This is a genomic window from Serratia sp. CY84636 (genome assembly GCF_052166245.1).
In the GTDB taxonomy this organism is placed as follows: domain Bacteria; phylum Pseudomonadota; class Gammaproteobacteria; order Enterobacterales; family Enterobacteriaceae; genus Serratia; species Serratia nevei.
Genome location: NZ_JBJNOX010000006.1, coordinates 400,527 through 419,516, shown reverse-complemented (window position 1 = coordinate 419,516; position 18,990 = coordinate 400,527). Strand labels below are relative to the sequence as shown.

General features: G+C 63.1%; 19 protein-coding genes. 2 read left to right on the top strand and 17 right to left on the bottom strand.

Annotation, left to right across the window (positions count from 1 at the left end; all coding sequences use genetic code 11):
• The coding region (tkt, locus tag ACJ8QI_RS18930; protein WP_442532939.1) for a transketolase at window positions 1–1,683 on the bottom strand (1,683 nt) is incomplete at its 3' end.
• 238 nt (window positions 1,684–1,921) lie between these two features.
• Here tkt and ACJ8QI_RS18925 point away from each other — a divergent pair.
• The gene (locus ACJ8QI_RS18925; protein ID WP_019456034.1) at window positions 1,922–2,674 is read left to right on the top strand and encodes a M48 family metallopeptidase; all 753 of its coding nucleotides are present in this window, start codon (window positions 1,922–1,924) and stop codon (window positions 2,672–2,674) included.
• A 42-nt stretch (window positions 2,675–2,716) separates the two neighbouring features.
• Here the strand turns inward: ACJ8QI_RS18925 and ACJ8QI_RS18920 are convergent, their stop codons facing one another.
• From ACJ8QI_RS18920 to ACJ8QI_RS18855, 14 genes are all read right to left on the bottom strand, one after another.
• Window positions 2,717–4,357, bottom strand: a complete 1,641-nt coding sequence (locus tag ACJ8QI_RS18920; protein WP_442532938.1) for a thiamine pyrophosphate-binding protein — start codon at window positions 4,355–4,357, stop codon at window positions 2,717–2,719.
• Between the two features lie 52 nt (window positions 4,358–4,409).
• Window positions 4,410–5,879 carry an aldehyde dehydrogenase gene (locus ACJ8QI_RS18915; RefSeq protein ID WP_442532937.1) on the bottom strand — a complete coding sequence of 490 codons (1,470 nt, stop codon included), beginning with the start codon at window positions 5,877–5,879 and terminating at the stop codon, window positions 4,410–4,412.
• Between the two features lie 16 nt (window positions 5,880–5,895).
• Window positions 5,896–6,690: an aspartate dehydrogenase gene (locus tag ACJ8QI_RS18910; protein ID WP_442532936.1), complete on the bottom strand. Its 795-nt coding sequence runs from the start codon at window positions 6,688–6,690 to the stop codon at window positions 5,896–5,898.
• A 15-nt stretch (window positions 6,691–6,705) separates the two neighbouring features.
• The gene (locus tag ACJ8QI_RS18905) at window positions 6,706–7,500 is read right to left on the bottom strand and encodes an SDR family oxidoreductase (RefSeq protein WP_047570596.1); all 795 of its coding nucleotides are present in this window, start codon (window positions 7,498–7,500) and stop codon (window positions 6,706–6,708) included.
• Window positions 7,497–8,315: an alpha/beta fold hydrolase gene (locus ACJ8QI_RS18900; protein WP_442532935.1), complete on the bottom strand. Its 819-nt coding sequence runs from the start codon at window positions 8,313–8,315 to the stop codon at window positions 7,497–7,499. Before ACJ8QI_RS18900 ends, ACJ8QI_RS18905 begins: the two co-directional genes overlap by 4 nt.
• Window positions 8,315–8,839: a cupin domain-containing protein gene (locus ACJ8QI_RS18895; RefSeq protein ID WP_004937634.1), complete on the bottom strand. Its 525-nt coding sequence runs from the start codon at window positions 8,837–8,839 to the stop codon at window positions 8,315–8,317. Before ACJ8QI_RS18895 ends, ACJ8QI_RS18900 begins: the two co-directional genes overlap by 1 nt.
• Window positions 8,840–9,007: 168 nt before the next feature.
• A complete protein-coding gene (locus tag ACJ8QI_RS18890) occupies window positions 9,008–10,264 on the bottom strand; it encodes an MFS transporter (protein ID WP_101453746.1) in 1,257 nt (418 codons plus the stop codon).
• Between the two features lie 23 nt (window positions 10,265–10,287).
• Window positions 10,288–11,499, bottom strand: a complete 1,212-nt coding sequence (locus ACJ8QI_RS18885) for an NAD(P)/FAD-dependent oxidoreductase (protein WP_060422706.1) — start codon at window positions 11,497–11,499, stop codon at window positions 10,288–10,290.
• Window positions 11,496–12,437: a VOC family protein gene (locus ACJ8QI_RS18880; protein WP_047729878.1), complete on the bottom strand. Its 942-nt coding sequence runs from the start codon at window positions 12,435–12,437 to the stop codon at window positions 11,496–11,498. The genes ACJ8QI_RS18885 and ACJ8QI_RS18880 overlap by 4 nt, the downstream gene beginning before the upstream one ends.
• A 109-nt stretch (window positions 12,438–12,546) precedes the next feature.
• The gene (locus ACJ8QI_RS18875; RefSeq protein ID WP_004937625.1) at window positions 12,547–13,341 is read right to left on the bottom strand and encodes an IclR family transcriptional regulator; all 795 of its coding nucleotides are present in this window, start codon (window positions 13,339–13,341) and stop codon (window positions 12,547–12,549) included.
• 36 nt (window positions 13,342–13,377) lie between these two features.
• Window positions 13,378–14,133, bottom strand: a complete 756-nt coding sequence (locus ACJ8QI_RS18870) for an SDR family oxidoreductase (RefSeq protein WP_442532934.1) — start codon at window positions 14,131–14,133, stop codon at window positions 13,378–13,380.
• Window positions 14,130–15,173 carry an aromatic ring-hydroxylating oxygenase subunit alpha gene (locus tag ACJ8QI_RS18865; RefSeq protein ID WP_038874286.1) on the bottom strand — a complete coding sequence of 348 codons (1,044 nt, stop codon included), beginning with the start codon at window positions 15,171–15,173 and terminating at the stop codon, window positions 14,130–14,132. Before ACJ8QI_RS18865 ends, ACJ8QI_RS18870 begins: the two co-directional genes overlap by 4 nt.
• A 20-nt stretch (window positions 15,174–15,193) precedes the next feature.
• Complete coding sequence (locus ACJ8QI_RS18860; RefSeq protein ID WP_004937617.1) at window positions 15,194–15,502, bottom strand: recombinase-like helix-turn-helix domain-containing protein; 309 nt, start codon at window positions 15,500–15,502, stop codon at window positions 15,194–15,196.
• Window positions 15,503–15,504: 2 nt separating this feature from the next.
• The gene (locus ACJ8QI_RS18855) at window positions 15,505–15,822 is read right to left on the bottom strand and encodes a non-heme iron oxygenase ferredoxin subunit (protein ID WP_004937614.1); all 318 of its coding nucleotides are present in this window, start codon (window positions 15,820–15,822) and stop codon (window positions 15,505–15,507) included.
• Window positions 15,823–16,220: 398 nt separating this feature from the next.
• Between ACJ8QI_RS18855 and ACJ8QI_RS18850 the strand changes: the two genes are divergently transcribed.
• Entirely contained in the window at window positions 16,221–17,462 is a 1,242-nt protein-coding gene (locus ACJ8QI_RS18850; RefSeq protein WP_141960227.1) for an MFS transporter, read from the top strand.
• 110 nt (window positions 17,463–17,572) lie between these two features.
• On the opposite strand, the gene ACJ8QI_RS18845 is transcribed toward ACJ8QI_RS18850, so the two are convergent.
• Both ACJ8QI_RS18845 and speB read right to left on the bottom strand, forming a co-directional pair.
• Window positions 17,573–17,725 carry a Hok/Gef family protein gene (locus ACJ8QI_RS18845; protein ID WP_004937610.1) on the bottom strand — a complete coding sequence of 51 codons (153 nt, stop codon included), beginning with the start codon at window positions 17,723–17,725 and terminating at the stop codon, window positions 17,573–17,575.
• A gap of 336 nt (window positions 17,726–18,061) precedes the next feature.
• Window positions 18,062–18,982: an agmatinase gene (gene speB / locus ACJ8QI_RS18840; RefSeq protein WP_004937606.1), complete on the bottom strand. Its 921-nt coding sequence runs from the start codon at window positions 18,980–18,982 to the stop codon at window positions 18,062–18,064.
• Window positions 18,983–18,990: the final 8 nt, after the last annotated feature.

Sequence of the window (18,990 nt, the reverse complement as noted above, 5' to 3'; positions counted from 1 at the left end):
CACTTCGGAGCCGGTGGCAATCAGGATGACGTCCGGCGTGCCCGCGCAGTCTTTCAGCACGTAGCCGCCGCGGTACACGTTCGCCAGCTGCTCTGCGGTGCGCGGCTGCTGGGTCAGGTTCTGGCGCGAGAACACCAGGGTGGTCGGGCCGTCGTTGCGCTCGATGCCGTACTGCCACGCCACCGCCGATTCCACCTGGTCGCACGGGCGCCAGGTGCTCATGTTCGGGGTCACGCGCAGGCTCGCCAACTGCTCCACCGGCTGGTGGGTCGGGCCGTCTTCGCCCAGACCGATGGAGTCGTGGGTGTAGACGAACACGTTGCGCAGCTTCATCAGCGCCGCCATACGCACCGCGTTGCGGGCGTATTCCACGAACATCAGGAAGGTCGCCGAGTACGGCAGGAAGCCGCCGTGCAGCGCGATGCCGTTGGTGATGGCGGTCATGCCGAACTCGCGCACGCCGTAATGAATGTAGTTGCCCGCCGGGTCAACGTTCAGCGCTTTCGAGCCGGACCACATCGTCAGGTTGCTCGGCGCCAGGTCGGCAGAGCCGCCCAGGAACTCCGGCAGCACCTTGCCGAACGCTTCCAGCGCGTTCTGCGATGCCTTGCGGCTGGCGATGTTGGCCGGGTTGGCCTGCAGTTTTTCCACGAACGCCCTGGCGTCGGCTTTCCAGTCGGCCGGCAGCTCGCCGTTCATGCGGCGCTTGAACTCGGCAGCCTGCTCCGGGAAGGCCTTGGCGTAGGCGGCGAACTTGTCGTTCCAGGCCGCTTCTTTGGCCTGACCGGCTTCTTTGGCGTCCCACTGGGCGTAGATGTCCTGCGGGATTTCAAAGGCGGCGTATTTCCAGCCCAGCGCTTCGCGGGTGGCGGCCACTTCGGCGGCGCCCAGCGCGGCGCCGTGCACGTCATGGGTGCCGGCCTTGTTCGGCGAACCGAAGCCGATAACGGTCTTGCACATCAGCAGCGACGGCTTGTCGGTCACCTTGCGGGCTTCTTCAATCGCGGCCTTGATGGCGTCCGGGTTGTGGCCGTCAACGTTGCGCACCACGTGCCAGCCGTAGGCTTCGAAACGCAGGGCGGTGTCGTCGGTGAACCAGCCGTCGACGTGGCCGTCGATGGAGATGCCGTTGTCATCGTAGAAAGCGGTCAGCTTGCCGAGCTTGAGGGTACCGGCCAGAGAGCAGACTTCGTGCGAGATGCCTTCCATCATGCAGCCGTCGCCCATGAAGGCGTAGGTGTGGTGGTCAACGATATCGTGGCCCGGGCGGTTGAACTGCGCCGCCAGGGTGCGTTCGGCGATGGCGAAGCCGACGGCGTTGGCGATACCCTGGCCCAGCGGGCCGGTGGTGGTTTCAACGCCTGGGGTATAGCCGTACTCCGGGTGCCCTGGGGTTTTGGAGTGCAACTGACGGAAGTTTTCCAGCTCGCGCATCGGCAGGTCGTAGCCGGTGAGGTGCAGGAGGCTGTAAATCAACATGGAGCCGTGGCCGTTGGAGAGCACGAAACGGTCGCGGTCAGCCCAGTGCGGGTTAGTCGGGTTGTGGTTGAGGTAGTCACGCCACAGGACTTCGGCGATGTCCGCCATGCCCATAGGGGCACCCGGGTGGCCGGAATTTGCTTTTTGTACGGCGTCCATGCTGAGTGCGCGGATGGCGTTGGCAAGCTCTTTACGAGAGGACATGTTTTACTCCAGGTCGGATAAAAAAAGCAGTCAAGTTCCCTATTTTCTCAGACTCCACATCACAACGGCAATCCCTAATGCCAAATGAGAGCGAGTTCACCACTTATTAGCACGATTGGACGCTTTTTCGGAATAACACTATTCTCGCCCCGTCTGACGTACACTAGGCTCTTGCGACAAGATTTCCTCCAAGCAAAATGATTCTTTTACCTTGTTACCTTCACAGGAAGATGGCGTTATGAAGATCCGTACCTCTTTGATTGCGTTGGGCATTGCCACCTTGGCAACCGGCTGTCAAAACCTGAATACCGAAACCTTGATGCAGTCCGGCGCCCAGGCATTCCAGGCGGCGACCCTGAGCAACAACGACGTTAAGGCCCTGAGTGATAAATCCTGCGCCGAGATGGACAGCAAGGCACAAATCGCGCCGGCCGACAGCACCTACGCCAAGCGTCTCAACAAAATCGCCGCGGCGCTGGGCGACAACATCAACGGCACCCCGGCCAACTACAAGGTCTACGTGACCAAAGACGTCAACGCCTGGGCAATGGCCAACGGCTGCATCCGCGTCTACAGCGGCCTGATGGACATGATGAACGACAACGAAGTGGAAGGCGTGCTGGGCCATGAAATGGGCCACGTGGCGCTGGGCCACACCCGCAAGGCGATGCAGGTGGCTTACGGCACCGTGGCGCTGCGCACCGCGGCGTCCTCCGCCGGCGGCGTCATCGGCTCGCTGTCGCAGTCGCAGCTGGCAGACATCGGCGAGAAGCTGGTCAGCGCCCAGTTCTCGCAGAAGCAGGAAAGCGAAGCGGATGATTACTCGTTCGATCTGCTGAAAAAACGCGGCATCGATCCGAACGGCCTGGCCACCAGCTTCGAGAAGCTGGCCCAGATGGAAGCCGGCCGCCAGAGCAGCCTGTTCGACGACCACCCGTCTTCCCAAGCGCGTGCGCAGCACATCCGCGATCGCATCGCGGCAGAGAAATAACCACGAAAACGCCCGGCAATCGCCGGGCGTTTTTTTATCGTATTAATACAGCGTTTTCTGCGGCGGCCCGGCGAAAGTCAGCGGCCCGACCTGCTTCATGTCCACCTCGACCACCGACGGCCCCGGGTAGTTGATCGCTTCGGCCAGCACGCCGTTGAACTGTGCCGCTGCGTCCACCTTCCAGGCTTTCAGCCCCATCGCTTCGGCAATCTGGGTGAACGCCGGCGTATGCAGCTCGTTGTAATACTGGCGCCCGGCGAAGTACTTGTCCTGAATGCCGCGCATCACGCCATAACCGCCGTCGTTCATGATCAGCAGGGTGATATTCACCTGTTCCTGCGCCATGGTCGCCAACTCGCCCAAGCCCAGCGCCAGACCACCGTCGCCCACCAGCCCCACCACCTTGCGCTGCGGGTTGGCAATCGCGGTGGCGATGGCCATCGGCAGCCCCCTACCGATGGCACCCGCCAGCGAGTGAATGTTGCACAGCGGCGAGATCGCCCGGAACAACCGGCTGCCCCAGACGCTGCCGGAAACGGTGATATCGCGTACCAACAGCCCGTCCTGCGGCAGCGCGGCGTCGATGGCGTCGTTGAGTTTGGCGTATTCACCGGACTGCTGGCGCAGCGCGCTCTCCGCCTGCTGCACCGCCCCCGCGATCTCGGCATCCCACTCGGCGTTGACCTTCTCGCCGGGGGCCAGCCGCGCCGCCAGCGCCGCCAGCAGCGCCGCACAGTCGCCGTTGATCTGTTCATCGGCCAGATAGTTGCGGTTGGCCGCCACCGGATCGATGTCAATCTGCACCAGCGGGCGCGGCAGCGGCAGCGTCCAGGTACGGGTTTCATTGCTGCGCAGGCGCGAACCGGCCACCAGCGTCAGATCGCACTGCGTCAGGATCGCTTCGATGCTCGGTGAGTTATGGAACGCCCGCAGGCTGCGCGGATGGCTGTCCGGCAGAATGCCGCGCCCGTGGGTGCTGGAGATCACCGCCACGCCGGCGTCCGCCAGCTTGCGTACCGCGTCGCCGCAGGCCAAGGCGCCGCCGCCCAACCACAGCAGCGGACGCTTGGCCTGTTTCAGCCGCTGATGCAGCCGTTCCACCGCCGCATCGTCCGCCTTCGGCAGCGGTGCCGGCGCCAACGGCTCGGTCAGCACCGAACGGGAAACCAGGCTGCTTTGAATATCGATCGGGATCTCGACCGCCACCGGGCCGCAGGGCACGGTTTGCGCATCCAGGATCGCCCGTTGGATTACCGCCACCGCCTGCTCCGGCGAATTGACCCGGTAAGCGCGCTTGGAGCAGGCGCGCAGGAAGCCGAGCTGATCGCGGGTTTCATGAATAAAACCGGCGTCGGCGTCCAGATAGGCTTTTTCCACCTGGCCGGTGATATGCAGCAGCGGCGTGTTGGCATTGAGCGCCTCAATCATCGCCCCCACCGCGTTGCCGGCGCCGGCGCCGGTGCTGGTCAACGCTACGCCCAGGCCGGAGAAACGCCCGTGCGCGTCGGCCATGGTGACCGCCCCCGCTTCGCCGCGCGCCGGCACGAAGCGAATTTTATCGCGCTGCCCCACCGCATCGGCGATCGGCAGATTATGAATCGAAATGATGCCGTACATCGCCGACACCGCATACTGTTCCAGAGTCCGGGCTATCGCCTCGCCAACCGTGATTTTATCGCTCATCATCTGCCTTCTTAGGGTATTCGTTATTAGGGTTATGCGTAGAGGTGTCGGCCTAGTCGCTCCAGCGGTTCACCTGATGGCTCAACGCCAGATACACGCTTTTCTGCTGCATGTAGGCCTTGATGCCGTTCAGGCCCTTTTCGCGGCCCAGCCCGCTTTCCTTGAAACCGCCGAACGGCGTGGAAATCGAGAACGTTTTGTAGGTATTGACCCAGACGGTGCCGGTTTCCAGCCGCTCCGCCAGCGCCATCGCGCGAGGGAAGTCGCGGCTCCAGATGCCGGCCGCCAGGCCGTACACCGAGTCATTGGCCTGTTCGATCAGCTGTTGCTCATCGTCAAACGGCAGCGCCACCAGCACCGGGCCGAAGATCTCTTCCTGGCAGACGCGGGCGTCGTTGTTCAAGCCTTCAATAATGGTCGGCAGGTAATAGCTGCCGCTCGCCAGCTGCGGATCGGCCGGCGCTTCGCCGCCGATGACCACCCGACCGCCCTCCTGCCGCGCCAGCGCCACGTAGTCCGCCACGCTTTGCCGATGTTTGGCGCTGATCAGCGGGCCGAGATGCACGTCCGGCACCAGCGGGTTGCCGATGCGCAGCCCCGCCGTCAGTTCGGTCAAGCGCGCCAGCAGCGGCTGATACAGCGAACGATGCACGAACAGCCGCGAACCGGCGATGCACGCCTGGCCGGCGGAGCTGAAAATGCCGTAGCAGATGCCGCGCGCCGCCTGCTCCAGATCGGCGTCCTCCAGCACGATGGTCGGCGACTTGCCGCCCAATTCCAGCGAAGTGGGGATCAGCTTGTCGGCGGCGATGTGCGCCAAATGGCGCCCGGTGCTGGTCCCGCCGGTAAAGGAGATCTTTTTCACCAGCGGATGGCGCGCCAACGCCTCGCCGATCACCGAACCTTTGCCCGGCAACACGCTGAGCAGCCCAGCCGGCAGGCCCGCCTGTTCGAACAGCTCGGCCAGCTTCAGCGCCATCAGCGGCGTGGCTTCGGCCGGTTTGAGCACCACCGCGTTGCCCGCCGCCAGCGCCGGCGCCACCTTCTGCATTTCGCTGGCGATCGGCGAGTTCCACGGCGTAATGGCGGCGATCACCCCCATCGGTTGATACTGGCTTAGCGTCATCACCTCGGCGCTGCGCGGGGTCGGCAGCTCGCCTTCCAACACCTCGCAGGCGGCCGCGAAGTAGCGCGCGGTCGCCGCCGCGCTGGCCACCAGCCCGCGGGTTTCCGCCAGCGGCTTGCCGTTGTCGCGGGTCTGCAGCTCGGCCAACTGTTCCTGCTGCGCCAGAATCAGGTTGCTGACGCGGTAGAGGATCGAGGCGCGTTGGTGCGGCACCAGCCCACGCCATTCCGGCGCGCGCCAGGCGCGTTCCGCTGCTTCCACCGCCTCGTTCACGTCCTCGACGTTCGCGGCACGCAGCCGCGCGTTGACGCTGCCGTCGGCCGGGAATACCGAAGCCATCTCTTCGCCACGCCCTTCACGCCAGCGCCCGGCGACAAAAATATTCAATCGTTCCATGCTCCGCTCCTGCCGTTCAGGCAATAAAACCGCCGTCCACCAGACGGCGACAGGCTTGTACCGCGCTCAGCGCCGCCAGGGTTGATGTTTTGGGATTGCTCGCCAGCGGGGTGCCGCTCAGCTCGATGTGAAATTCGCCAAAGTCGCCGCACACCTGCAGACGATGGGTATTGCGCCGGGTGGCGGGATCGACCTGCAGGCGTACCCGGGTGGCGTCCATCCCCAGGCCGTTGAGCGCAATGGTGGCCGCCACGTTGGCATTGGCCGGGAACAAACGCGCCGCTTCGCGCGCTGACCCTTCAAAAAATACCTGCGCTTCGCTCACCGCATCGAGGTCGACCAGCTGCTCCGCCGGGCTGCCGCGCCAGCTGGCCGGGCTTTTGCTGGCCTGATAGGTCACGCTCTCCAGCCCGCCTTCGCGCGCCGACGCCAGCCCATCCATCCCCGCCACCGCACCGGACAACACGATCAACTGCCCGTGATGGCGGCGGCAAACCTGCTGCAGCCGCTGTTGCAATGCGGCGTCCGCCAGCGCGCCGGTCGAGATCAGCGCCAGCGGCCAACCGCGCTGCAGCACCGCTTCGCCGAACTCCGCCACCGCCTGCTGGCTGGCGCACTCCAGCACCAGATCCGGCCGCTGCAAACACTGCTCGGGATGGGTCAACGCCTGCACCCGCCCGCCAAAGGCCTCGGCGATCGCCGCATGATGAGCCGCGCGCGCCAGGATCCAACCGACCTCCACGCCTTCCGGCAAACGGGCGATCACTTCCTTCGCCATCGCGCCGTAGCCAATCATCATGATCTTCTTCATCTTTATCGGCCCCTGCTACACATGGCGGTTAAAGCCGCCGGATACGTCCAGCGCCGCGCCGGTGGTAAAGGAAGCCAGCGGCGAAGCGAGGAACAGCAGCGCCTGCGCCGGCTCCTGCGGCTTGCCGAGGCGCTTCATCGGGATGCCGCGGCGTTCGGCGATCGCCGCCGTCCACTGCTCCCAGCTTTGATCTTTATCGCTGCGCTCGTCGAAACGGCGGCGCCATTGGCCCGACTCCACCATCCCCAGCAAGATCGAGTTAACGCGAATGCCTTTGCCCACCAGCTCTTTCGACAGCGTCAGCGTCATGTTGAGCAGCGCGGCGCGCGCCGCCGAGGTGGCGATCATGTGTTCTTCCGGCTGCAGCGCCAGCAGCGAGTTCACGCAGGTGATCGACGCGATCGTCGACCGTTCCAGCGCCGGTAAGAACGCCTGCACCGGGTTGATCACGCCGAACAGCTTCAGCTCGGCCTCATGCAGCCAGGCTTCGCGCGGCGTTTGGTCAAAATGGGCGACGAAGCCCTGACCGGCGTTGTTGATCAGCAGATCCACGCCGCCGAAATGCGCCGTCACCTGGTCAGCGAACTGCGCCACCTGCTGCGCGTCCAGTACGTCGCAGCGCAGCGCCAGGATCTCCGCCTGCGGAAACTCCGCACGCAGGCTGGCTGCTGCGCCGGCCAGTTTGTCCGGATCGCGGCCGCAGAACGCCACCTTCGCCCCTTCGGCCAGCAGCAGTTTCAGGGTTTCGAAACCGATGCCCGACGAGCCGCCGGTTACCACCGCCACCCGATTCTCAAGCTGAAAATTCATCGTTGGATTGCTCCCGTAAAGTCCCGCAGATAGCGGTTGAAACACGCCGGCGCGTCGAGGTAGCTGGCATGGCCGGCGGCGGCGATCAAACGCAGCGTCGCGTCCTGCTCACGCGCCAGCTCGGCCGCCTTCTCCGGCGGCGTAATGCGATCCTGTTCACCGCACCAGACTTCCAGAGGGCCGCGATAGCGCGCCAGATAGCGGCCGATATCGTCGTTGGCCAGCATCCAGACGGCGCTCAGAAAACCGTCGGGATCGAGCTGCTGCATGCCGTTGCGCACCCAGGCGATATCCTGCGGATCCGCCCCTTCACGCAGCAAGGCCGCCGCCCGCTGCTCGCCATAGCCCACCGGCCCCAGCGTCTCTATCATCTGTTGGCGCTGGCCGTACACCTGCCGACGTTTTTCCTCCGGCGCCGTGGCATAGCCCTGCGCCGGATCCGCCAACACCAATCCACATAACCCGTCCGGATAGCCGGCGGCATAGGCGCTGCCGATCAGCGCCCCCAGCGAATGGCCGACGATCAGCGGCTGCGCCAGCTGCAGCTCATCAATCAGCGCCGCCAACGCCGCCGCATAACCGGCGGCATCGGCCTGAGGATCCGCCAACGGCAGGCTGCCGCCGTAGCCCGGCGCATCCCACGCCAACAGACGGTGGCCGTCCGTCAGGCCGCTATCGTTGAGCTGCTTGATCCACGAGGCCGATCCGGAGCTGATGCCGTGCAGCAATACCACCGGCCGCCCCTGCCCGGCCTCGCGCCAGCTCAGGGTATATGCCCCGCAGCGCGCCCGTTGGCGTTGCGCCAGGCCGTTCATCAGTTGCGCTTCACTTTGGACAGCGGGTGATCCGCCGGATAGGTCGGGATCTCCGGCTTGGCGGTGCCGAGCATCACGCACATCAGCGCCTCTTCCTCACCGTGGTTGAACAGGCCGCGATACACCCCCGCCGGCACCGAGATCAGATCGCGCTCTTTCAGCCTGGTTTCGTAATACTCTTCCCCATCCTGAATCATCAGCGTGATGCTGCCTTTCAGCATGAAGAACACTTCTTCCACGTCGTCGTGCAGGTGCAGCGGGCCCTCGCACTTCGACGGCAGCACCATGGTGGAGAAGGTGAAATTGCCCGCCGGAATGGTGTTGGCGTCGCTGGCCACGCCGGTAGCGCCGGTACCGATGTAGCGCATCTGCGCACGGCGGTATTTCGGGTCAAAGTCGGCCTGGAACTTCAGCGCGTTCCAGTCGTATTTACGGCCTTCGAAACGGGCGATGCGCGACTCCACCCAATTTTCCATCGACAGATCCTGCGGCTTGACGCCGGCTTTGTTCTCAACCTGAGACATGTTGTCACTCCTCTGTTGAATCAAATGGTTATCCCCTTCGTCTTTCACGCTGTGGCGTTGTTGACTGCATTCGTTCGCACCAGTCACTTACCGCAGTAAGCTCCTGGAGACTCACGAACTTGCCGCCTAGCCACAGCATGAAATCCATTGGGCTTAGCAATTGTTAATTCAGTACTTTCTCAGTAACGGCAGCAGAATGAGGCAGCCGACGAAAGCCATCACCACCAGGAACAGCAGGCCGTTATCCATATTGCCGGTGGCGGCGATCAACGCCCCCATCAGCACCGGCGCCAGCGCGCCGGCAAAATTGCCCAACCCGTTGAAGATACCGCCGGCGGTAGCGCTGACCTTGCTGCTGGTCGCCTTCGCCAACAGCGCGAAAATATTCGGCGCGCCGGCGCCCCACATAAAGGTGCTGAAGGCCATGGCGGCGATCACGCTGTAGGTGCCCTGCAGGTGCAGCACCACCGCCAGACCGAGGCCGGCACCGCACAGCGACAGGAAGCAGGCCAGCGCGCGCCGATCCAGCTTGTCCGACAGCCAGGCGCCCAGCACTTCGCCGAGCAGCATGGCGATGAACGGCAGCGAAGAGAGATAACCGGCATGCTCCAGATGAATGCCTTTTCCCTTGATCAGGTAGCTCGGCAACCAGCCGTTCATGCCCCACAGGTAGGTCAGGAAGGCGATGTTGAACAGGCAGATCATCCAAAAGTGCGGGCTGCGCAGCAGCTCGCGGCGATGCTGTTGGCGTTCCGACACCGCCGGCTTGGTCGCCGCCGCCGGGCGCGCGACGTTCAGGTGGCGCATGCCGAACAGCACCAGCAACATCACCGGCAACGTCAGAAACGCCATAAAGAAGAAGGTGGCCTGCCAGTCGAAGGTATTGAGGATGTACAGGGTGACCGGGAAGCCAAGCGCGGCGCCCAACGGCGTGCCGAGCAGCCACAGCATGGTGGCGCGCGCCTGCAGCTGCGGCGGGAAGGCCTGACGAATAATGGCGTAGGCCATCGGCAGCAGCGGCCCTTCGGCGATACCGAGCAGAATGCGCAGTGTCATCATGGCGTGATAGGAACGCACCATCCCCATCAACACCATCAGCACGCCCCACACCACCATCATGCCAATCAATACCTTGACCGGATTAAGCCGATCGCCGATGCCGCTGAGCAGCATCGAGGAAATGCCGTAGGAGAACAGAAACGCGCTCATCAGCAAGCCCAGCCGCGCCGGGTCAAAACCGATCCCTAACGCCTGCTGGAACTCGCTATCGGAAAACAGCGCCGCGATGCTGATCTTGTCGAAAAACGCCAACAGCACGCAGGCAAACAGCGCGATCGGCACCGACCAGCGCACCCGCTGCTGCGGATTTTCGGCAACGGTTTCCCCCGCCCGTCCAGCGCGGGCGTCAATGTCTTGCGTAGTCATAAAACGCTCCCGAGGTTCGGGCGTTATTTCAACGCCATCAAAGAAAACTCCGCATCCGCCAACTGCTGCGGATCCAGCACCCGGCCGCTCGCCAACCAACGCTTGCCGAGCTTGATGGTGCGCGCGTCGTTGAACGCCACCATCTGCACCAGCTGCCGATCGGCGTTCAGCGTGAAGAACACCTGCGACTGCGGCGTGCGGCGCACCACATGGTGCACGCCGCCACTCGGCACGCCGAGGATCTGGATATTGGCGTCGTATTGATCCGACCAAAGCCAGGCCACGTCGTCATACGGGGCGGCGAAGGCGTCGAGCATCGCGCAGGCGGTGCTGATGGCCTGATTTTGTGCGTAGGCCCAGGACTGCAGGCACAGGCCAAGCGTCGGGTGGCGCGCCACATCGCCGGCGGCGAAGATTGCCGGATGGCTGGTGCGCCCCTGGCCGTCGACCACGATGCCGGAGTCGATCGCCAGCCCGGCGCTGCGCGCCAGTTCGAGATTCAGCTCAACGCCGATCCCCACCACCACCAGATCGAAGGCCTGCGGATCGCTGACTTCGCTGCCGATCCAGGCGGTGCCGTCGCGATCTTCCAGCGAGATCTCGCCGCAGCCGCACAGCACCGTGACGCCCTGCTGGCGATGCAGTTCGAGCAACGCCTGTGAGACGTCGGCGCCGACGCTGCGCATGCACAGCGCAGGCTGGCGTTCAAACACCGTCACCTCGGCGCCGAGACGGCGCGCGGAAGCGGCGATCTCCAGCCCGATCCAACCGCCGCCGACGATCGCCAGGCGACGGCAGCCCTGCAGGCCCTGCCGCAACCGGGCCGCATCGTCCCAGGAACGCAGCGTCATCACGCGCGGGTGCTGCGCCCAGGCGGCGCTCGGCACACGCGGCCGCCCGCCGGTGGCGATCAGCAACTGCTCGAACTGCAGCCGTTGCCCGTCGCTGAGCGTGACGATTTGCTGTTCTGCATCGATGGACTCGGCGCGCAGCGGGCGACGCCAGTCGATATTCAGCTCCGCCACCGCCTGTTCGCTGAACAGCCGGCTGAGGGGAGCCGCGGCATCCAGCAGCGCCGCTTTCGACAGCGGCGGCCGCTCGTAAAAATCGTAGGGTTCGTCGCTGACAACCGTCAGCCGGCCGCTGTAACCGCGATCGCGCAGCGTCTTGGCCGCCCAGCCGCCGGCCTGGCCGCCGCCGACGATGACGATGCCCGCGTGTTCCGGCCGGTTCATAACGCCTCCGCCTTTTTATGCTGGCGGCGCGTGTCGTGATCGATGCCGCCCTCTACCGCCCATTCGGTGAAGGAGACCAATGAATGCTCCAGCTCGCGCGGCTGCCAGTTTTCCGTCAGATAATCGTCGTTGGTGTAGTACTCGAACGCGCCGCCGGTCGGGCTGTTGACGTACCAGAAATAGGCCGAGGAGATCGGGTGGCGGCCGGGGCCGATAAAGGTGCTCCACTTCTCTTTGTTCATGGCGATGCCGCCGCCGATCACTTCGTGGATATCGCGCACGGTGAACGCCACGTGGTTCAGGCCCCGTGGGCGGTTCGGCAGCTTCAGCAGGAACAGGTTATGGTGGCCGCCGCGCGCCTGGGTACGCAGGAAGACGGCGCGATCGATATAGCGATCGGAAACCTGGAAATCCAACAGCTCGCGATAGAAACGCTCGGTCGCCGCCAGGTCCTCAACGAAGAACACCACGTGGCCAATGTTGATCGGCTGCGCCTGCGAATAAACCGGGCTGGGTTGATCGATGCGGCGCACGTCGCCCCATTGGTTGATCGGCGTGACCGGCACCTCGACCGCCTGCTGGCGGCTGACGACGAAGCGCAGCGTCATGCCGTTGGGATCGAGGCATTCCAGCTCTTCTCCCACCTGACGGAAGCCGGGCATCAGCGCCAAACGCGGCTGCAGGCGCGCCAGATCGGCAGGCGAGGCCACGCCCCAGGTCATGCGGCGCAGGGTAGAACCGCCCTCAAACGCCGCAGGCAGCGCCGCGCTTTGCAACGGGTGCAGGACAACCCGCGCCCCGCTCAGGGTAGTGAATTCGCGCTGCGGTTCGCCCCAATGTTGCGTGGCGGGCTGCAGGCCGAAGTCTTGCATGAATTTTTCGCAGGTTGGCAGATCTTCGACGCCAAATTCCAATTTTTCGATTCCGATTACGCTCATTGTTCAGCCTCACGTTCTCGCTGCATACGGTTTTCAGGCATGAGTGAACCCCGGCCCCTGTTTGCTACGGGCCTTATCCCTGCCTGAGTAAAAGAGTCGGTCCTGTCGGTTAGCCGACGTTGGCCTGCGGCGGCGCGCCGAGGAAGCCGGAAATTTTCTCCGCCGCGTCGCGCACTTCCATGCGCAGCCGCTCGCGATCCGCTTTCGGGATCTCATCGGACGGCACCATGATGCTGACCACCGCCTCGACCCGCTGCTCGCGGTTGAAGATCGGGTAGACGATCGAGGAGATGCCGTGGCGGAAGAACGATTCGCCGATCACATAGCCGCGCGCTTTGTCTTGCTGCACCATCTGCCACAGCGTTTCGCGATCCGCCGGGGTGCCCGGCGCATTGCCCGGCAGCTGCGCGTCCGGATAAAGTTGTTCGAACTCGCTGCGGGTGGCGCTGGTCAACAGCATGCGACCCAGAGAGGTTTGGTGCACCGGCAAACGGGTGCCGACGCTGACCTGATTGATCTGCGAACCGGCGGCGCTGACGCGGGCGATGTAAATAACGTCGCGCCCGTCGCGGATCGCCAGATGGCTGCTGCACTGGCTGCGATCGCGCAGCTGCTCAATCACCGGCTGGCCGGCCTGCGCCACGTCCAGCGACGCGATGTATTCGAAGCCGAGGCGCAGCACCTTGATGCCGAGCGCAAAGGTGTTGGTGCGCGGATTGCGCTCCAAAAAGCCCAGGTGCTCGAGCGTCTGCACCACCCGGTAAGCGGTGGCCTTCGGCATATCGACCAGGCGATGCAACTCGGCGAAGGTCATTTCCTTATGCTGCTCGCCAAATGCCAGCAGCAACTGCAACCCGCGATCCAGTCCCGGGATCAGATACTTACATGCTTGCTCGTCCGCCATCTCTCGCTCCTGCGCTGTGCGCCTGCCCTGCGGGCCTCAGTTGAATACGAAGCCGCCGTTGACCGGCAGCAGTTGGCCGGTGACGAAATCCGCCAGCGACGACAGCAGATAAAGCACCGTACCGTTCACATCGTCCGGATGCTGCGCCCCGGCCAGCGCGCGCCCCTGCTCATACAGCTGATGGCGCTCGGCGGGCACATACTCGGTGGCTTCCACCCGCGTCAGGCCCGGTGCGATGGCGTTGACGCAGATCCCCTGCGGGCCCAGCTCGCGCGCCATCGAGCGGGTCATCGCGATCAGCGCGCCTTTGCTGGCGACATAGGCCATCAGGCGCGGCGCGCCCCACAGCGCGGTATCCGACGCCACGTTGACGATCTTGGCGTGCGGGTTGCGCGCCAGCAGCGGCACCGCCGCCTGACTCACCACCCAGGTGCCGCGCACGTTGACCTGCATCACCCGATCCCACAGATCGATATCGTATTCCATCATGGTTTTGCCGCCGACGCCGGTCGCCAGCGCCGCGTTGTTTACCAGGCCGTCGATCCCGCCGCCAGCGGCGATCTTTTCGAACGCCGAGCGGATCGAATCCGGTGACGCCAGATCGATCGTCTGCGTTTCCACCTGAGCGCCCTGCTCGCGCAGCGCGGCACCGCTCGCCGCCAGTTCATCCGCCAGAATGTCGCACATCACCACCTGCGCGCCGGCGGCGGCGATGGCGGCAGCGAAGCTGTAGCCCAGGCCGCGCGCCGCCCCGGTGACCACGATGCGTTTACCGTTCAGCAGGCCGTTCACTGCGCCGCCTCCCGCTCGCGCAGCGTCGCCAGCTGTTTCTGCGCCTCTTTCTGCATCAGGCGGCGCAGGCGAGAAAGACCGACGTCGTGCTGGTACAGGTATTCGCGGCCGCGGGCGTTAGGCGCCATGTTCTCAAGCACGATGCGATCCTGCTCGAGCACGTCCCAATGCAATGATTCCAGGCGGTTGCGGTACATGAAGCGCCACATGTCACGCTGCCAGTCTTTGACCTTACGGATGCGCCAGAAGAAGACCCGGCAGTGATCCTTGTCTTCCGGCACCACCATGCCGATGATCCAGAAGTGGCCACCTGGCCCGAAGCGCTTCTTGTATGGGATCGACAGGCGCATCCAATAGGCGCCGCTGCTGCCGAACTCCACCCAGTCGAAGTTGACGCCGATCTGGCCGTTCTTCTTGAAGATAAACCCGCTGTCGGTCGGTTCCAGCCCCATATCCGCCTTGCGATCCCCCTCCGCCATTGAGTGTGAGGAAGAGTGCAGGTAGGTGCCGTGCATCGGATCCATCACGTTTTCCAGGGCGTATTGGTAGTTGCAGTTCCAGCTGGCGGTGCACAGGAAGTTGCTGTACGAGGCTTCGTCCGCCAGTTCTTGCGGGAAAGTCAGCGCCGCCGGCGCTTCATCCGCCGTCACGCCGAAATAGAGGAACACCGCGCCATAGGCTTCTTTGGCCGGGTAAGAACGCAGGCATTTTTGCCCCACCAGCGGGCAGCGATCCACTGCCGGCACGTCTTTCACCGTACCGTCGCCGCCGACTTCCACCCCGTGATACCAGCAGGCGATGCGATCGCCGAGGTTCCACCCCATGGAAAGCCGCGCGCCGCGGTGCGGGCAGCGGTCTTCCAGCGCGTGGATCTGGCCTTCACCGTCGCGCCATACCACGATTTGCTGTTCAAGGCGGGTGATGCCGACCGGGTTGTTGCCCACTTCCCAGCTGGCCAGTACCGGATACCACATGCCGCGCAACCCCTGGTCAAGATAGTCCTGCAAGCTCTGTTCGGAGGATGTTGTGTTTGCTGTCATTGTCTTCTCCCGGAGGTGGCTCAGAAACCGTTAACGTGAAGGAATTCGCGGAACGTCGCCTCATTCCACGGTTGGCCGCTGCGATCGAACAGGCGGCGCTGATTCAGCGCGCTGACGATCTGCTCCAGCTCTTCCGCGCCCTGATCGAAGATCGTTTCCAGCGCCGCCACCAGGGCGGTTTCGAAACCGTCCGGCACACGGGCGCGGTTTTGCCAGATGACATTGCGGAACTGGCCCGGCTGATGGATTTGACCGTTGCCGCCTTCGCGGGCCGGCGTCACCTGTTGGGTGTCCGGCAGCCAGGGATTGAAATCGGTGATGTGCTGCATGATTACTCCTCCGCGATAAAGGTGATCTGGATTTGGTTGTCGACCACCCGGGTGGGATAGGTTTGCAGATCGCGACCGCCCGGCTCGCGCAGGCACTGGCCGGTTCGCACGTCAAACAGCGCTTCGTGCAGCGGGCACTCAACCTTGCCGTCGTCTACAAACCCCTGGCTGAGCAAGGCATAAGCATGCGGGCAAACGTCTTCCAGCGCGTAGTAGTTACCGTCGAGCAGGTACACCCCGATCTCTTTTCCTTCCACTTTGCCGGAGAAAGGAAAATCTTCTTTCACCTGAGACACTTCGCACACATTCTTCCAGCTCATTGCTTTTGTCCTCTATCTGATTGTTTCATATATGAAACTCAGTTTCTTATTTAATACAGCCACTATAGGTCTGGCGAAACTTTCGTCAAGCGAGCGGAACGGCAAATGTTAATGAAAGGTTGTTTAAAAATGACAAATGCGGGAAGGATCACGAAATCATGCACCGATATGAAAAACCTATGTCAGTTGTGCGCTCTCCCACTAATTTATGGCAAAAAATGCGTTGATTCCGACGACGCATTGCGCGTAAAAGTGTTTTCTCACTGTCTTTCACACCCTATTTGATAACAATAAATTTACATCAATCAGCCTCATCCCCCGCGTTTGCGCGCAATGGCATCCGCGGGTGAGTTTGCTGCTGCCTGAATTCGTCAACCGCTCGCATTGAGGAACGCAACGTGCAACAACGTCAACGCTGGTTTGGGGTGATCGCCCTGCTGTTTCTGATCGTTATCGCCTATGCGGATCGGGTCAATATCGCCGTGATGTTGGTCAATCCCGACTTCCTGCAACACTTCCAACTCGGCGGCGACCGCGCCCACCAGGGCACGCTGATGACGGTGTTTTTGCTCGGCTACGGCCTGTCCGCCATGTTGCTGACGCCGTTTCTGGAAACGCTGATGGGTTACCGCCGCGCGCTGACGCTGAGCGTGGTGCTGTGGGCGCTGCTCACCGCCGCCTCGCCGCTGGCGGGATCGCTGATGCTGCTGTGCGTGGTGCGCGCGCTGCTTGGCGTCAGCGAGGGGCCGCTGTTCTCGCTGAAGACCATGTACATCAGCGATCACTTCGCCGCCGACGAGCGCGGCAAGCCCAACGCCGTCAGCGCGCTGGGCGTTTCGTTGGGGCTGGTGCTCGGCTTTCCGCTGGTGAGTTTTCTGATGGCGCATTTCGGCTGGGCGATGTCGTTTCACCTGCTGGCGCTGCTCAACCTGCTGCTGGGGCTGGCGCTGGTGCGGCTGTTCGTTCATCCCCTCGCCCTGTCTTCACCCTCGCGCCCTGCAGCTCCGCAACCGGCGCTGAGCCGCGTCTGGCACACCTTTACGCTGGCCTGGCGCACGCCGATGCTTGGCTGGATCCTGCTGATCGAGATCGCTACGCTCAGCTATCTGTGGGGCTCCAGCTCCTGGTTGCCGGCGTATCTGACCGATGAAAAGGGGTTCTCCATCAAGCAGATGGGCTGGATGGCCGCGCTGCCTTTCATCGTCAGCATCGCCTCCAAATACCTCGGCGGCGTGTTGCTCGATCGTATCCGCCCTTATCAAGCGCCGCTGATCTTCGTCTGCGGCGGCGCAGCGACCGCGCTGTGTATCTATGGCGTGATGAACAGCCATCAGCTTGGCTGGATCGCCTTCTTCCTGCTGGCGGCCAATGCCTGTTGGGGCGCGCAGGGCGCGGCGATCCCTACCCTGCTGCAACATTATGCGCGGCCGGAGGCGGTCGGCAGCGCCTATGGGCTGATCAACGGCATCGGCAATCTGTTTTCGGCGTTTGTGCCGATGGCGATGGGCATGGTGATGGCCAGCCAGGGTAAGGTGTCTTCAGGCTTTGCGGTGCTGATCGCCTCGCAGTTGCTGACATTGCTGGCGGGCGGCGCACTGTTTGGCCGCATGTTGCTGGCGCGGCAGGTGAAGCGGGCATAAACCCGTTTCCCTGTCCTGTGCGGCGGAAAACCGACAGCGTTGAGAGGGTGCTCATGGATCTGGACGCCAACAATCAGCAGACGGGGGACATCCCCCGTCGCCGGGTTGCCTTACCGTTCGGATTCGTAAGCCAAAATGGCCGCAACCTCCGTAGTGCCCGATCGGATCCGCAGCTCACACAGCGTGCTGCGAGTTATCCATGCCAGTGATATTACCGTGGCACAAATAACCACCAATTTTAACAGGCTCCGTTTGTTCGGCATCATGCCTTCTTCTCCTTGCCTCGCGGCGGGTAAGAGGCTAACTTAACGTTGTCTGGCGTTAGAGTTGGCCTCGGGTTGATGGATATCGACTCGGGGCTTTTCTCTTTGTACCTTTCACGCAGGCTCCAGATACAAAGATCCAGAGCACCCGCGCGCAGTATATTCATCCTCTCCGTTGTCCCGTGTCCTTATTCTCTGACTCAGTTTCATTTCTGCGCAGGATTGCGCAAAGGCGTTGCAACAGGCTGAAAATCGCAGCGCGGATGGCGACAAATGAAATAAAAAAAGCGGCCCCATACGATGGGAGCCGCTTTTTCAGCGAGGCGTGGCCTGGCGTCAGGCGTGTTTCTTCGCCGCCTGCAGGTACAGCATCTCCAAGCCCAGGGTCGCCGCGGCCAGCGCGGTGATCTCGGACTGGTCATAGGCCGGCGCCACTTCTACCACGTCCATGCCGACGATGTTCAGCGACTGCATGCCGCGCACCAGTTTCAGCGCACGATCGGAAGTCAGACCGCCGATCACCGGCGTGCCGGTGCCCGGTGCGAACGCCGGATCCAAGCAGTCGATGTCGAAGGTCAGGTACACCGGCATATCGCCGACGATGCCTTTGATCTGGGTCAGCAGGTCGTCCACGCTGCGATCGTTCACCTGCGCGGCATCCAGCACGGTAAAGCCGTTGTCATGATCGAACTCGGTGCGAATACCGATCTGCACCGAGTGGTGCGGATCGATCAGGCCTTCGTTCGGGGCATGGTAGAACATGGTGCCGTGGTCGAACTTGCTGCCGTTGGCGTAGGTATCGGTATGGGCGTCGAAGTGTACCAGCGCCAGCTTGCCGAAATGCTTGGCGTGCGCGCGCAGCAGCGGCAGGGTCACGAAGTGGTCGCCGCCGAACGAGAGCATGCGCTTACCGGCCTTCAGCAGTTTCTCCGCGTGCGCCTGCAGCTTGTCGCTCATGTCCTGCGCATCGCCGAAATTGAACACGATGTCGCCGCAGTCAACCACGTTCAGCCGATCGCGCAGATCGAAGCTCCACGGCCAACGGTTGCCTTCCCAGGCCAGGTTGGTAGATACCTGACGAATAGCCGCCGGGCCGTGACGGCCACCGGCGCGACCGGAGGTCGCCATGTCAAACGGAATGCCGGTGATGACCCACTCTGCATCGCTGTCGTAAGGCATGAAGTTCAGCGGAAAGCGCAGGAAACCAAAGGCATTGGACACTAATGAATTATCGGACTGATGGCCTAAGGTGCTCATAGTAAACC